The sequence below is a fragment of the Streptomyces sp. NPDC052042 genome, assembly GCF_044548345.1.
GTDB lineage: Bacteria > Actinomycetota > Actinomycetes > Streptomycetales > Streptomycetaceae > Streptomyces.
In genome coordinates this window covers 8,302-21,479 of the sequence record NZ_JBIUBU010000033.1, presented here as the reverse complement: position 1 = coordinate 21,479, position 13,178 = coordinate 8,302, and the positions used below count along the sequence as shown (strand labels likewise).

At 72.0% G+C, this 13,178-nt stretch carries 12 protein-coding genes; 2 read left to right on the top strand and 10 right to left on the bottom strand.

Annotated elements, in window-relative coordinates; genetic code table 11:
- Positions 1 to 175: 175 nt before the first annotated feature.
- The 6 genes from ACIHCL_RS32885 to ACIHCL_RS32860 all read right to left on the bottom strand — a co-directional run bounded on the left by ACIHCL_RS32885 (position 176) and on the right by ACIHCL_RS32860 (position 6,161).
- Positions 176 to 766 carry a hypothetical protein gene (locus ACIHCL_RS32885; protein WP_399867783.1) on the bottom strand — a complete coding sequence of 197 codons (591 nt, stop codon included), beginning with the start codon at positions 764 to 766 and terminating at the stop codon, positions 176 to 178.
- On the bottom strand, positions 763 to 1,953 hold the full coding sequence (locus ACIHCL_RS32880) for an ROK family glucokinase (RefSeq protein WP_399867781.1): 1,191 nt from the start codon (positions 1,951 to 1,953) through the stop codon (positions 763 to 765). Before ACIHCL_RS32880 ends, ACIHCL_RS32885 begins: the two co-directional genes overlap by 4 nt.
- A gap of 143 nt (positions 1,954 to 2,096) precedes the next feature.
- Positions 2,097 to 2,945, bottom strand: coding sequence for an ATP-binding cassette domain-containing protein (locus ACIHCL_RS32875; protein ID WP_399867779.1), 849 nt, complete (start codon positions 2,943 to 2,945; stop codon positions 2,097 to 2,099).
- Positions 2,942 to 3,994 carry an ABC transporter permease gene (locus ACIHCL_RS32870; RefSeq protein ID WP_399867777.1) on the bottom strand — a complete coding sequence of 351 codons (1,053 nt, stop codon included), beginning with the start codon at positions 3,992 to 3,994 and terminating at the stop codon, positions 2,942 to 2,944. Before ACIHCL_RS32870 ends, ACIHCL_RS32875 begins: the two co-directional genes overlap by 4 nt.
- A complete protein-coding gene (locus ACIHCL_RS32865) occupies positions 3,991 to 5,004 on the bottom strand; it encodes a sugar ABC transporter substrate-binding protein (RefSeq protein WP_399867775.1) in 1,014 nt (337 codons plus the stop codon). Before ACIHCL_RS32865 ends, ACIHCL_RS32870 begins: the two co-directional genes overlap by 4 nt.
- Before the next feature lie 398 nt (positions 5,005 to 5,402).
- Entirely contained in the window at positions 5,403 to 6,161 is a 759-nt protein-coding gene (locus ACIHCL_RS32860; protein ID WP_399867774.1) for a GntR family transcriptional regulator, read from the bottom strand.
- A 166-nt stretch (positions 6,162 to 6,327) separates the two neighbouring features.
- Here ACIHCL_RS32860 and ACIHCL_RS32855 point away from each other — a divergent pair, with 166 nt between their 5' ends.
- A complete protein-coding gene (locus tag ACIHCL_RS32855; RefSeq protein WP_399867772.1) occupies positions 6,328 to 7,395 on the top strand; it encodes a Gfo/Idh/MocA family oxidoreductase in 1,068 nt (355 codons plus the stop codon).
- Positions 7,396 to 7,552: 157 nt separating this feature from the next.
- Here the strand turns inward: ACIHCL_RS32855 and ACIHCL_RS32850 are convergent, their stop codons facing one another.
- The 4 genes from ACIHCL_RS32850 to allB all read right to left on the bottom strand — a co-directional run bounded on the left by ACIHCL_RS32850 (position 7,553) and on the right by allB (position 11,725).
- Positions 7,553 to 8,743 carry a cytochrome P450 gene (locus ACIHCL_RS32850; protein WP_399867770.1) on the bottom strand — a complete coding sequence of 397 codons (1,191 nt, stop codon included), beginning with the start codon at positions 8,741 to 8,743 and terminating at the stop codon, positions 7,553 to 7,555.
- 279 nt (positions 8,744 to 9,022) lie between these two features.
- A complete protein-coding gene (locus ACIHCL_RS32845; protein ID WP_399867769.1) occupies positions 9,023 to 9,646 on the bottom strand; it encodes a dihydrofolate reductase family protein in 624 nt (207 codons plus the stop codon).
- A gap of 217 nt (positions 9,647 to 9,863) precedes the next feature.
- Positions 9,864 to 10,193 carry a putative quinol monooxygenase gene (locus ACIHCL_RS32840; RefSeq protein ID WP_399867768.1) on the bottom strand — a complete coding sequence of 110 codons (330 nt, stop codon included), beginning with the start codon at positions 10,191 to 10,193 and terminating at the stop codon, positions 9,864 to 9,866.
- A gap of 143 nt (positions 10,194 to 10,336) precedes the next feature.
- Positions 10,337 to 11,725, bottom strand: coding sequence for an allantoinase AllB (gene allB, locus ACIHCL_RS32835; protein ID WP_399867767.1), 1,389 nt, complete (start codon positions 11,723 to 11,725; stop codon positions 10,337 to 10,339).
- A 374-nt stretch (positions 11,726 to 12,099) separates the two neighbouring features.
- On the opposite strand from allB, the gene ACIHCL_RS32830 reads away from it, so the two are divergent.
- The gene (locus ACIHCL_RS32830; RefSeq protein ID WP_399867765.1) at positions 12,100 to 12,906 is read left to right on the top strand and encodes an IclR family transcriptional regulator; all 807 of its coding nucleotides are present in this window, start codon (positions 12,100 to 12,102) and stop codon (positions 12,904 to 12,906) included.
- Positions 12,907 to 13,178 lie beyond the last annotated feature (272 nt).

Below are 13,178 nucleotides of genomic sequence, written 5' to 3'. Positions count from 1 at the left end.
GACGCTCGCGGGGCATCCCCCACAGATCCACCGCGGGGCGAAGATCCTTCGCGTCGGGTTTCACATTCCCCTCGCTTCGAAGGCTTGACATGGATGCGTCGGCCTACCGTGCGAGGACGTGATCCGGCGCTCCGCCGGTCGCCCGGTCCCGGGGCCCAGGGGCGGCGGGTGCGGCTCAGGGCATCGCGGCGGACACGACGTAGACGACGGGGTTCATCGGGTCGGTCATGTTCACGGTGATGTGCTGGGTGGGTCGCGGCCCTTCGTTGGTGTGCGTGATGCCCGCCCACTGGATGCCGGGGTCGAAGCTCCACCCCGAGATCTTCCGGTCGCGCGCGCCGATGGGTACCTCGCCCGGCTCCAAGGCGGCGCGACCGCTGCCCAGCCGGCTCAGGAACCGGTCGAGTCCGGCGGAGGTGGTGCGGAACTCCACGTACAGCCGGCTCACCTTCCAGTTGTTGGTCTCGTAGTACTGGACCTCCAGCGAGTTGCCCGGCATCGGCAGCTCGTAGATCCGGCGCTGCAACCGGGACGGCCAGCCCTCCTGGAGCCCCCGCGCCGCCGCCTCGGCCTCCTTGTTCTGGCCCGCGCGACGGCTCTGCCCGGCGGAGATCAGCAGGTAGCCGGCGGGGATGCCGATGAGCAGCACGATGATGGTGGCCGTGATCAGGCGGCGGCGGATCATCCGGCGCCGCTCCCGCCGCGGCTCTTCGTCGTCGGGTGGCGGGGACTGGCGCGGCAGGACGGAGTGCTCGGCTGCGGTCATGGCTGTGGGGATCCCTGGGAGGTGCGGGTGCCGCGGGAACCGCGGCCGTTTCGGATGGTGCTCGCGGCCTGGTCGTAGATCTGCGCGTACCGCTCGTGCCGTTCGACGCGACGGCGGTTGGTGCGGCGGAATCTGCGGGCCACCAGCCGGGCCAGGTCGGCGGCGCCGACCATGCCCGCCTCCGGGCCGAGCTGCGCCCTGGCGATGCGGGCCTCGGGGCGGTATCCGCGCCCGGTGAGGTGGCGCTTGAAGGCGTCGCGGGCGGGGCCGATCAGCAGGTCGTCGGCGGCGCTGACGCCGCCTCCGATGACGAAGCAGGAGGGGTCGAGCGCGGCGGCCAGATTGGCGATGCCGATGCCGAGCCACTGGCCGATGTCCTCAAGGAGTTCGACGCACATCGCGTCGCCCTCGCGGGCCAGCTCGGTGATGAGCGGTCCGGTGATGTCGGGGATGTTTCCCCTGACCCGCTCGATGAGCACGTGTGCCACCGGGGAGTCGGCGGCGGCCAGCTCCCTGGCCTCGCGGACCAGGGCATTGCCCGAGCTGTACTGCTCCCAGCAGCCGCGGTTCCCGCACGGGCAGCGGTGTCCGCCGGGCACCACCTGCATGTGGCCGAACTCCCCCGCGACCCCGTACTTGCCGCGCTTGACCCGGCCGTCCTCCAGGATCGCGCCGCCGATGCCGGTGCCGAGCGTGATCATGACGAGGTGGTCCTCGCCGCGGCCGGCACCGAAGCGCCACTCCGCCCAGGCGGCGGTGTTGGCGTCGTTGTCGACCATGACGGGGACGACCAGGCGGGAGGCGAGGGCGTCGCGCAGCGGTTCGTCGCGCCAGGCCAGGTGCGGGGCGAAGAGCACTTTGGAGCGGTCCGCGTCGACCCACCCGGCCGCCCCGATGCCGACGGCGTGGACGTCGTGCCGGTCCGAGAGGTCCAGGACCAGCTCGACGATGGTGTCCTCGACGACCTTGGGGCTCTTGGACTTGTCCGGCGTCTCGGTGCGCAACTGCTCCAGGATGTTGCCGTCGGCGTCGACGACGCCGGCCATCACCTTCGTCCCGCCGATGTCGATGCCGACGGTGGGCACTCTCGGCGCGGTGAGGTGCGAGCGGCGCTCGCGGGTGCCCACGGTCCGCAGGACGGTGGCGCGGGCGGAGCCGCGGTGGGTGAGGTCGCGGTACGTGCTCATCGTCCCTGCGGGGTCGGGGAGCCGGGGGTGGATGCTCCCCGGCGGCGGACTGCGCCCGTCGGGCTCGATTCTGCCACTGCCCGCACCCCCTGGACGGCGCCGGGACGACGCGCCCGCCGGCGAACCGGTCGCGACGGAGCGCTCTACGGCCGGTCGCGCCCGTCCTGGACGCCCGGTCCCGCCGCCCGTTCCAGCTCGTGACTGAGCTCCTCCAGCTCGCTTCCGCCCGCCATTTGGCGGGTCAGCTCGTCCAGCGTGACGCTCGCCCGGGTGTGGTCGGCGGCCATGGCACCCCGCTTGAGCAGGACGAATCGGTCGCCGACGAGATAGGCGTGGTGCGGGTTGTGCGTGATGAGAACCACTCCGAGACCGGCGTCGCGGGCGGCCGCCACGTACTTGAGGACGACCCCGGACTGCTTGACGCCGAGCGCCGCGGTCGGCTCGTCCAGGACGAGGACCTTGGCGCCGAAGTGGACGGCGCGGGCAATGGCGACGCACTGGCGCTCACCACCGGAGAGGGTGCCGATCGGCTGGTCGACGTCGCGCAGGTCGATGCCCATGCGCAGTAGTGCGGCGCGGGTCGTCTCGCGCATCAGCCGTACGTCGAGGCGCTTGAAGGGGCCCGCGCCGGTCGTCGGTTCGGAGCCGAGGAAGAAGTTCCGCCAGACCGGCATGAGCGGGACGACGGCCAGGTCCTGGTAGACGGTGGCGATGCCCCGGTCGAGTGCGTCGCGCGGGTTGACGAGGACGGTCTCCTCGCCGTCGATCAGGAAGCTGCCCGCGTCGTGCCGGTGCAGCCCCGCGATGATCTTGATCAGGGTGGACTTTCCGGCGCCGTTGTCGCCGAGCACGCAGGAGATCTCTCCCGCGTGGACCTCCAGCGAGACGTCCGTGAGGGCCTTGATGTTCCCGTAGAACTTGCTGACGTGGTCCAGCTCGACCAGGGCCCGGCGGGCCGTCGCCCGGTCGGCCGGTGCCAGGGGGGCCGTCATGTCGTCGCCTCCGCGCGCTTGCGTACCCATGCGTTGAGCAGGGTGGCCAGGAGCAGCATGGCTCCGAGGAAGAACTTGAACCAGTCCGGGTTCCACTGCGCGTACACGATGCCCTTGCTGGTCATGCCGAAGATGACGGCACCGACCGCGGAGCCGATCGCGGAGCCGTAGCCGCCGGTGATCAGGCAGCCGCCGATGACCGCGGCGATGATGTAGATCAGCTCGTTGCCGACGCCCTCGCCGGACTGCACCACGTCGTACGAGAACAGCAGGTGCTGCCCGGAGACCCAGGCGGCGAAGGCGACCCCGAGGTAGAGCCCGATCTTGGTGCGGATCACCGGGACGCCGACCGCGCGGGCCGCGCCCGCCTCGCCACCGACGGCGAAGATCCAGTTGCCGAAGCGGGTGCGGAGCAGGATCCAGGTGGCGGCCGCGACGAGCACCGCCCACCACAGGATCGTGACCTTGAACTCGACACCGCCGATGGTCCACTGCGAGGCGAAGACCCGGCGGGCCGAGTCGAAGCCCTCCATGTCGCCGATGGTCTTCGTCGACACGGTCCCGCTGATCAGCTTGGTGAAGCCCAGGTTCAGACCGGTCAGCATCAGAAAGGTGCCGAGGGTGATGATGAAGCTCGGCAGTTTCGTACGGGTCAGCATGAAGCCGTTGAACGCGCCGATGGCGAGCGTGACCAGCAACGACACGAGGACGCCGACCCAGACGTTGGCGGTCATCTGGTAGCTGAACATCGACGAGACCAGCGCGGAACTGGTGACCAGCACGCCCGCGGACAGGTCGAACTCACCGCCGATCATCAGCAGCGCCACCGGGGCGGCCATGATCCCGATGGTGGAAGCCGCGTAGAGCACGGTGCCGAGGCTGGCGGGGCGCAGGAAACTGTCGGCGGCCAGCGCGAAGAAGACGAACACGGCCGCGGCGCCGACGACCGAGCCGAGTTCGGGGCGGCCGAGGAGCCTGCGCAGCGGCGAGGTGCGCAGCAGGCGTTCGTCGGTGCCCGCCGGGACGACCCGATCCGCCGCCGCGCTCATCGGGTGCCCCGCTTCGTGTACGGGGCGAGTGCCGCGGCGTCCTTCGCCGTGATGATCTGCGGGCCGGTGAGGACCGGACGGCCGCCGCCGAGCACGTCGCCGTTGTAGCGGTACAGCCAGAGCAGGTCCACGGCCTCGTACCCCTGGAGGTAGGGCTGCTGGTCGACCGCGAAGCCGAGGGACTTGTTCTGGAGCGCGGTGGCGACCTTGGCGTTCAGGTCGAACGTGTCGATCTCGGCCGTGCTGCCCGCGGTCTCCTTCGCCTTCACGGCGGCGTCCGCGAACGGCGCCCCGAGGGTGACGACCGCGTCGATGCCCTTGTCCGCCTGGAGCTTGGCCTCGATGGACGCCTGGACGTCGGGCATGTTGGTGCCCTCGACGTACAGATTCTGCATCTGCCCGTCGAAGGTCTTCTTCGCTCCGGCGCAGCGCTGTTCGTGGCCGACGTTGCCCTGCTCGTGCAGGATGCACAGGGCCTTCTTGCGGCCGCGCGCGTTCAGTTCGTCGCCGACGGCCTCGCCCGCGATGGTCTCGTCCTGGCCGATGTGGGCGAGCGCGCCGAACCGCTCGGACTCGGCGGAGCCCGAGTTCACCGTGACCACCGGGATGCCCGCCCGGACGGCCTTGGCGACGACATCCTTCATCGCGTCCGGCTTGGCGAGCGTGACGATCAGCCCGTCGACCTTCTGGTCGATGGCGGCCTGGACCAGCTGGGCCTGCTGCTGCGCCTCGTCGTGGTGCGAGTACAGGAACTTGATGTTGTCCTTGGCCGCGGCCTGTTCGGCGCCCCGCTGGACGATGTCCCAGAAGGTGTCGCCGTCTCCCGAGTGGGTGACCATGGCGAAGGTCCAACGGGGCGTGTCCACCGCGGCGCGGCCCGCGGCGGCGGCACGGGCCGCACGCTCCTCCGCCCGCTTGCCACCGGTGCTGCTGCATCCCGCGAGGGAGGCCGCGAGCGCCACCGCAAGCACGGCGCCCCACGCACGTACCCCTGTCCGAACCCTTGCCACGACGCCGCGCCCTTCTTGTGCTGCTCGCTGTCCTCTGTGGGCGGCCGGAGGCATTCGGCCCCCGGCCCAACTGGTCAGTATCCCCGAGTCGGCGGCGGGGCCGCCCGGCAGGGCGGGGCACACGGGTCGGCGCGGGGTGTGCGTGCGGGGCGCGGGAGGCTGGTCGGGGGCGGTCCGGGTGGGCTTCCTCCCGCTGTGGTGCACGGAGCGGGGCGAGGGCGGACGGGCCCGGCCGGTTGCGGGCGTCCGGTCGCCTCGACCGCAGTTGTAGCGGCGGGCCGCTGCGGCGTCAACGGTCCGCGTGACGGCCGTCGCCGATCCGGGACGAGCCGGCGGGCCCGCCGCCGGGGGCTTGTCGTACGTGACGGGTGTCACGAGCGACTGTCGCCCGGCGGTCGTCACCGTGCGAGCAGTTGGAAGTCGAAGGTGTGGCGCGAGGCCCGATAGAGGTGGGAACCGCATTCGATCGCGCGCCCGGTGTCGTCGAAGGCGGTGCGTTCCATGGTCAGCAGGGCGGCCCCCTCGGCCTCCGCGAGTCCGGCGGCCTCCTCGGCGGTGGCGGTCCGGGCGCCGATGGACTGGCGGGCGCTGTGCAGGGCAATGCCCGAGCCGCGCAGCAGGCGGTAGAGGCCAGTGGCCTCCAGCCGTGCGGTGTCCAGGTCGACGATTCCGGGGAGCAGGTGGTTGCGCAGGAGGGCCAGCGGCTCGCCGTGCGCGTATCTGATCCGCTCGACGAGGTGGACGTCGCTGCCCTCGGCCACTTCGAGTGCGTCGGCGACCCGGGGCCCGGCGGGCTCCACGGTGTTGCGCAGGACTCGCGTGGCGGGGTGCCCGCCCGCCGCCTCCAGCTCGTCGTAGAGGCTGCTCACCTCGAGCGGGCGTCGGCCCCGGCTGTGCACGATCTGTGTGCCGACGCCTCGGCGGCGGACCATGAGGCCCTTGTCGACCAGGGACTGGATGGCCTGGCGGACGGTGGGCCGGGACAGGCCCAGGCGGGCGGCGAGGTCGATCTCGTTGCCGAGGAGGCTGCCGGGGGCGAGCCGGCCCTGCTCGATCGCCGCCTCCAGTTGCCGGGCCAGTTGGTAGTACAGGGGGACGGGGCTCGTGCGGTCCACGCCGAGTTCGAGTGCGGCTGGGTCGGTGGTGGGTTTGGGCACGCGTGGAGACTAACGCCGACGTCAGAACCTTCGATAGTCATGTCGTCCGGAGATCATGCTGCCCGGTTGTCATGCCGTCCTGTGATCACGTCGTTCTGTAGTCATGTCGTCCGGTTGTCCGGACATGTACTTTGACAGCGCGGAGGGCGGGCGGCACGTTGGGTCCATGCGCATCGGACTCATCGGCACCGGCCGGATCGGTTCCTTCCACGCGGGCGTCCTGGCCCGCCACCCGCGGGTGGCCTCCTTGGTGGTGACCGATGCCGACGCGGCGCGGGCCGCGCGGGTCGCGGAGCGCCTCGGCGCCGAGCGCGCGGACGACGCCGAGGCGCTGTTCGGTGCGGGGGTGGACGCCGTGGTGATCGCCTCGGCCACGTCGTCGCACACGGAGCTGATCGGGCGGGCCGCCCGGTCGGGGCTCCCCGCGTTCTGCGAGAAGCCGATCGCGTTGGACCTGCCGGGGACGCTGGGCGCGCTGCGCGCGGTCGAGCGGGCGGGCAGCGTCCTCCAGATGGGCTTCATGCGCAGGTTCGACGCGGGGTACGCGGCGGCGCGCGACGCGGTGCGGTCGGGGGCCCTGGGCCGGCTGCACACCGTACGGGCGATGACCATGGACCCGGCGCCACCGCCCGCCGCGTACCTGCCGCTCTCCGGCGGGTTGTACCGGGACTGCCTGGTGCACGACTTCGACATGCTGCGGTGGGTGACGGGCCGTGAGGTGACGGAGGTGTACGCGGTCGGATCGGATGCCGGGCCCGGGATGTTCCGGGCCGCCGGCGATGTGGACACGGCGGCGGCGCTGCTGACCCTCGACGACGGCACTCTGGCCACGGCGACGGCCACCCGCTGCAATGGCGCCGGTTACGACGTGCGCATGGAACTGGCGGGCGAGACCGGACAGATCACGGCCGGGCTGGACGACCGCACGCCGGTGGCGTCGGCGGAGCCGCAGGGCCCCGCAGCGCCGCTGAACCCCTGGCCTGGCTTCCTGGAGCGGTTCGCCCCGGCGTACGAGGCGGAGCTGGACGCGTTCGTGAGCCTGGTGCGGGGTGAGGTGCCCAACCCGTGCGACGGCAGGGAGGCGTGGCACGCGCTGCTGGTCGCGGAAGCGTGCGAGGTGTCCCGCAGGGAACGGCGCCCCGTGAAGATCGCGGAGGTGGCGGAGGCGTCCGGCGACCAGTCCGGTCGGTCCCGGGTCCGTCCCTCGGGGCGAGAGGACGCTTCCTCGGGTTGATCGGACGCTCCGCACACCCCGTGCCGCCGCGTGTCCAGGGCCTGGTACGGGCCCTCCAGGCGTGTGCGGAGGGGCCGTCACGACGGAGTCCCGCCCCCGGAGTGCCGTTCCCGGGAGTACTGCTCTGCGGAGCCCCGCTCGCCCGGAGCCCCGCCGCTCACCAGCGGACCGGCAGGGTTCGTACCCCGCGGATCAGCACGCCCGGGAGCCAGTCGGGCCGCCACGCCTCCTTGTCCAACGCGAGTCCGGGGCACCGTTCCAGCAGAGTGCGGATCGCGATCCTGCCCTCCACCCGGGCCAGTGGCGCGCCCAGGCAGAAGTGGATGCCATGACCGAAGGCCAGGTGTCCCTGGGTCTCGCGGCGGATGTCGAAGCGGTCCGGTTCGGGGTAGCGGGCCGGGTCGCGGTCGGCGCCCGCCAGGCAGATCAGCACCGGCTCTCCCTCGGGAATGACCCGCCGCCCGATCTCGACCGGTTCGCTCGGGAAGCGGAACGTGGAGGTCTCCACCGGGCCGTCGTACCGCAGCATCTCCTCGACCGCTCCGTCGATCAGACCGAAGTCAGCCCGGAGCGCGGCGAGTTGGTCGGGGTGGTCGAGCAGGGCCCGTACCCCGTTGGAGATCAGGTTGACGGTGGTCTCGTGTCCGGCGACCAGCAACAGGAAGGCCATGCCCACGAGTTCCTCGGGCGACAGTGCGTCCCCCTCCTCGTCGCGGGTCCTGACCAGCGCGCTCATCAGGTCGTCGCCCGGCGCACGCCGCTTGTCCCCGATGAGTTCGACGAGGTAGTCCCTCATGTCGGCCACCGCGTCGCGTTCCTGGTCCGGAGTGGTCGGGGCGACGATGGCGTTCGACAGCCGGCGGAAGGCTCGGCGGTCCAGGTCCGGCACGCCGATCAGTTCGCAGATCACGGTCATCGGCAGCGGGAAGGCGAGCGCGTCCACGAGGTCGGCACGCCCGGCGGGCACCATGGCGTCGAGGAGTTCGTCGGTGATCTGCTGGACGCGTGGGCGCAGGGCCTCGACCCGGCGTGCGGTGAACTCCCGGGTGACGAGCTTGCGCAGACGGGTGTGGCGCGGGGCGTCCAGCTCCAGCATGTTGGCGAAGATCGGATCGTTCCCGTCGGGCCACTCGATCCGCCCCCGCCACTCCTTGGAGAACCGCTGGTCGGCGAGGGCCGCACGGGCCTCGTCGTATCCGACCACGAGCCAGACCCGCTCGATCTCGTCGGTGCGGACGGTGTGGACGGGCCCCCTGGCACGTAACTTCTCGTAGGACGGATAGGGGTTCGCGGTGAAGCCCTCGACTCCACGCAGATCGAGGTCGACTTGGCTGCTGGCGTCGGACATGGAATCGTCCCTCCCGGTCTGATCGGTTCTCTCGCTGGAGATCGATCGATTCACCTTACGGCGGCTTCGATCTTTCGCGGGTGTTCCGTTCCGGTCCTCGCATCGAAAGGATCCGGCCGAAATAGCGTGTAGGGACAAGGACTTGGCCGCCGTGCGCGGTCGTCGGGCCCGGCCGGCCGACGGCGGCCCCGCACCGGCCCCGGCCGCGACCATCCGGGCCGGCTTCCCCGGGGGCGGTGGCGGAGCGGTCGCCGTCCCCCGCCCTCATCGGGGCCGTGTTCACGCGTCGAGCGCGACCGTTCCGAACCGGGCCCGCCCGACGGGCCGGTAGGTGTGGATCGAGATACCGGTGAAGGTGGTACGGGCCCCGGTCTGCTCGAAGGCCGTCGGCAGGCCGCCGTCCGGGAAGAGCCGGCGGCCCCGCCCGAGCACCACCGGAAAGACGAGGAGGTTGTACTCGTCGATCAGGTCGTGCTCCATCAAGGACCGGGCGAGGCCGCCACTGCCGTGGATCTGGAGTTCGCCGCCCTCGGTCCGCTGCTTGATCCGGGCGACCTCGGCGGGCACATCGGTGGAGACGACGGACGTGTTCCGCCAGTCCGGCTGCTCCAGCGTGGTCGACACGACGTACTTGGGGTACGTGTTGAGGCACCGGGCGACGGGGTCGTCGGGGTCGGTCACCCGCGGCCAGTGCGCGGCGAAGATGTCGTACGTGCGGCGGCCCAGGAGAAACGCCGCCGAGCGGTCGAAGACCTCGGACATGAACCGTCCCATGCCCTCGTCCGCGAACGGCACGAGCCAGCCCCCGTACCCGAAACCGTCGCTGGTGTCCTCCTCCGGCCCCCCGGGGCCCTGCATGACGCCGTCGAGGGTGAGGAATGTGGTGAGGGTCAGTTTCGCCATGGCACCGCTCCTGCTCGTGGTCCCGGCCTGGCCCTGCTCCGGGTCCGGGACATCGGTCGTTTCCCCCTCTCCGACTGCGCGGCCGTCCTCTCCGACTGCGCGGCCGTCCAGAAATCATCGGTCCGCCGGGCGGGAGTTCCCGGGAGCCACGGTCGCGCCGGGCGGCCGGTCGGGGGCCGTACCGCCCGGCCGCGTGCGCGACCGGGCGGTACCGGGTTCACCGCGAGCGCGGGGAGAGCTCCGCCATCCGGGACCAGCCCTCGCCCGGCACCTCGACGTTGATGATCTCCGGCGTCTTCGCGATGAGGTCCGCCATGCGGTCCATCGCCGCCGCAAAGTGCTCCGACTTCACATGGGCCTCTCCGGCCTCGGGCGAGGCGAACGCCTCCAGCAGAACGAACTGGTCCGGATTTTCGACGCTGGTCGACCACTCGAAGAACACATTGCCCGGTTCCGCCCGGGTGGCACGGGTGAAGTCCTCGACGGCGGGGAGCCAGTTGTCGCGCTCGTCGCTGCGAACGGTGAATTTTACGGCGATGAAGATCATGGCTCTAGGTTCGCATACGTTAATGCGTGCCGACTCGTCAATGCGTGCCGACTCGTCGGGAACCCCCGGTCGGGCGCCGCGGCCACACCCCGCCGCTTCGCCACCCCCGGCCGGCACATGCAGCGGCTCCTCGTCCGCCGCGTTCAACGATTCCTTTCGAGGAGGCGGCCGGTGGGCTCGGTGAAGGTGCCGTCCGCCGCGATGCGTACGCCGCGCAGCCAGGTCGACCGCACGACCCCGTGGAGGGTCCGGTCCGCGTAGGCGGTGACCCGATTGCGGTGGAACAGTTCGGCGGGGTCGACGGTGAAGGTCTCGTCGGGGGCGAGCACCACGAAGTCGGCGTCACGGCCGGGCTCGATGGCGCCCTTGCGGCTCAGCCCGGCCAGTTCGGCGGGGGCGGCCGACATCCAGCGGGCCACGTCGTCCAGTGAGTGGCCCCGCCTGCGGGCCTCGGTCCAGATGACGGGGAGACCCAGTTGGAGGGAGGAGATGCCGCCCCATGCGGTGGCGAAGTCCGTGGTCTTGAGGTCGGCGGTGCATGGCGAGTGGTCGGACACGACGCAGTCGATCGTCCCGTCGGCCAGCCCCGCCCACAGCGCGTCCCGGTTGGCGGCCTCCCGGATCGGCGGGCAGCACTTGAACTCCGTCGCCCCGTCCGGGACCTCCTCGGAGGTGAGGGTGAGGAAGTGCGGACAGGACTCGACGGTGATCCGCACACCGTCGCGCCTGGCGGCGGCGATCATCGGCAGCGCGTCGGCGGAGGACAGATGGAGGACGTGGACCCGGGCGTCGAAGCGCCGTGCGTACCCGATGAGCGTCTCGATCGCGGTGTGCTCGGCGTCGCGGGGCCGAGAGGCCAGGAAGTCGGCGTACGCGGGGCCGTCGCGCCGCGGGGCGGCGTCCAGATGGCGGGGGTCCTCGGCGTGCACGATGAGCAGTCCGCCGAAGCCGGTGATCTCGGCCAGGGAGCGGGCCAGCCGCTCCCGGTCGAGTTCCGGGAACTCGTCGACGCCGGAGGGCGACAGGAAGCACTTGAAGCCGAAGACCCCGGCTTCGTGCAGCGGACGCAGGTCCTTGAGGTTGGAGGGGATCGCCCCGCCCCAGAAACCGGTGTCGACGTGCGCCTGGGGCGCGGCCACCCGGCGCTTGGTGTGCAGATGCCCGACGGTGGTGGTCGGCGGAAGGGAGTTGAGCGGCATGTCGATCAGGGTGGTGATGCCGCCCGCCGCCGCGGCGCGGGTGGCGGTGTGGAAACCCTCCCACTCGGTGCGGCCGGGGTCGTTCACATGGACGTGGGTGTCGACCAGTCCGGGCAGCAGGACGTCGTCGCCGAAGTCCTCCAGCCGGGCACCGGCCGGCACCTCGGCGTCGTGGGGCAGGACGGCGTGAATGGTCCCGCCGGCGACGGCGACCGCCGCGGGGCGCGTCCCGTCGGGGGTGACGACGCGCGTCGAGCGCAGTACCAGATTCACGTCCGCGTTCACGTCGGCACCAGACACGCGTGCTCCTCGCTTCCCGCTCCGGCCCGGCATCGGACGGCCTCGGCCGGACTCGTCCCGGCATCGGTCCGCCCACCGGGCCACCAAGAAATTCAACGAACTGTTGAAGGAGTCTTCACGCGGGATCCGACCCCCGTCAAGACCCCGCACGGCCCACCTCCCCGATCGGGAGACGCTCATGAGAATTTCCGCAGGTCGGAATGATAATATCGGAATTCGGAATCTCGCGGCTTGTTCGCCGGGCCGCCCCGGAACCGCGCCTCCACGCCCGAAAGGCCGGACGAACAGGCCCTGACCGGCCAGGACGCCGCACCCGAAGGGGTAGGCCGATCGGGGGCGCCCGGTAGGCTGCGGGGTGCCTCGCCCGGGCGAGGCACCCGCTCTTCCGTCCCGAAAGGACCGTTGACGTGCCGCCGTCCCACGCCAGCACAGCCGACTCCAAGCCCGCCGCCTCCAGCGGCGGAGTGCAGTCCCTAGAGCGCGCCTTCGATCTGCTGGAGCGGATGGCCGATGCCGGGGGCGAGGTCGGGCTGAGCGAGCTCTCCACGAGCAGCGGACTGCCGCTGCCGACGATCCACCGGCTGATCCGCACGCTGGTGCTCTGCGGATACGTGCGCCAGCAACCGAACCGGCGCTATGCCCTCGGCCCCCGTCTGATCCGGCTCGGCGAGTCCGCGTCCCGGCTGCTCGGCACCTGGGCGCGCCCGTACCTCGCCCGACTGGTCGAGGAAACCGGTGAGACCGCGAACATGGCGATGCTCGACGGCGACGAGGTCGTGTACGTGGCGCAGGTGCCGTCCAAGCACTCGATGCGCATGTTCACCGAGGTCGGCCGGCGCGTGCTTCCGCACTCCACGGGCGTCGGCAAGGCGCTGCTGGCGCACACGCCTCCCGAAGAGGTGCGGGCACTGCTCGCCCGTACCGGCATGCCGGCCGCCACCGAGAAGACGATCACTTCCCCGGACGCCTTCCTGGAGGCGCTCGAGCACGTCCGCCGAACCGGTTACGCGATGGACGACAACGAGCAGGAGATCGGCGTGCGCTGCCTGGCGGTGACCGTCCCCGACTCCCCCACCGCCGCGGCGCTCTCGATCTCGGGTCCGGCGGGCCGGGTGACGGAGGCGGCGACGGAACGGATCGTTCCGGTCCTCCAGCAGGCGGCGAGGGATCTGTCGGACGCCCTGGCCGGCGCCGGCGCCGGTTCCACGGGCTGAGCCCGGCGGGACACGCGCAGCGGGTCCGAGGCTGCCGGTGCGCGGGCGCGGCGGCGCCGAGGCACCGGTGCGCGGGCCCGGCCGGGAGCGGGGCCCCGGACCCGCGACGGCGTGCGGCCCTCGGCCGGCCGGACCACCGCTCTCAGACCGGCGCGTGGGCGGGGGGGGGGGGGGCCCCCGCCCCCCCCCGCGCGGGCCCCCCCCCCCGCCCGGGGGGCGGGGGGGGGGGGGGCCCGGCCGCGCCCGCGGGCGCCCGGGCGCCCCCCCCCCCC

Bases quoted from the DNA above. Each gene is read 5' to 3' on its own strand.
- ACIHCL_RS32885 (WP_399867783.1), bottom strand. From the start codon at position 766: ATGACCGCAGCCGAGCACTCCGTCCTGCCGCGCCAGTCCCCGCCACCC.
- ACIHCL_RS32880 (WP_399867781.1), bottom strand. From the start codon at position 1,953: ATGAGCACGTACCGCGACCTCACCCACCGCGGCTCCGCCCGCGCCACC.
- ACIHCL_RS32875 (WP_399867779.1), bottom strand. From the start codon at position 2,945: ATGACGGCCCCCCTGGCACCGGCCGACCGGGCGACGGCCCGCCGGGCC.
- ACIHCL_RS32870 (WP_399867777.1), bottom strand. From the start codon at position 3,994: ATGAGCGCGGCGGCGGATCGGGTCGTCCCGGCGGGCACCGACGAACGC.
- ACIHCL_RS32855 (WP_399867772.1), top strand. From the start codon at position 6,328: ATGCGCATCGGACTCATCGGCACCGGCCGGATCGGTTCCTTCCACGCG.
- ACIHCL_RS32850 (WP_399867770.1), bottom strand. From the start codon at position 8,743: ATGTCCGACGCCAGCAGCCAAGTCGACCTCGATCTGCGTGGAGTCGAG.
- ACIHCL_RS32845 (WP_399867769.1), bottom strand. From the start codon at position 9,646: ATGGCGAAACTGACCCTCACCACATTCCTCACCCTCGACGGCGTCATG.
- ACIHCL_RS32840 (WP_399867768.1), bottom strand. From the start codon at position 10,193: ATGATCTTCATCGCCGTAAAATTCACCGTTCGCAGCGACGAGCGCGAC.
- allB (WP_399867767.1), bottom strand. From the start codon at position 11,725: ATGCCGGGCCGGAGCGGGAAGCGAGGAGCACGCGTGTCTGGTGCCGAC.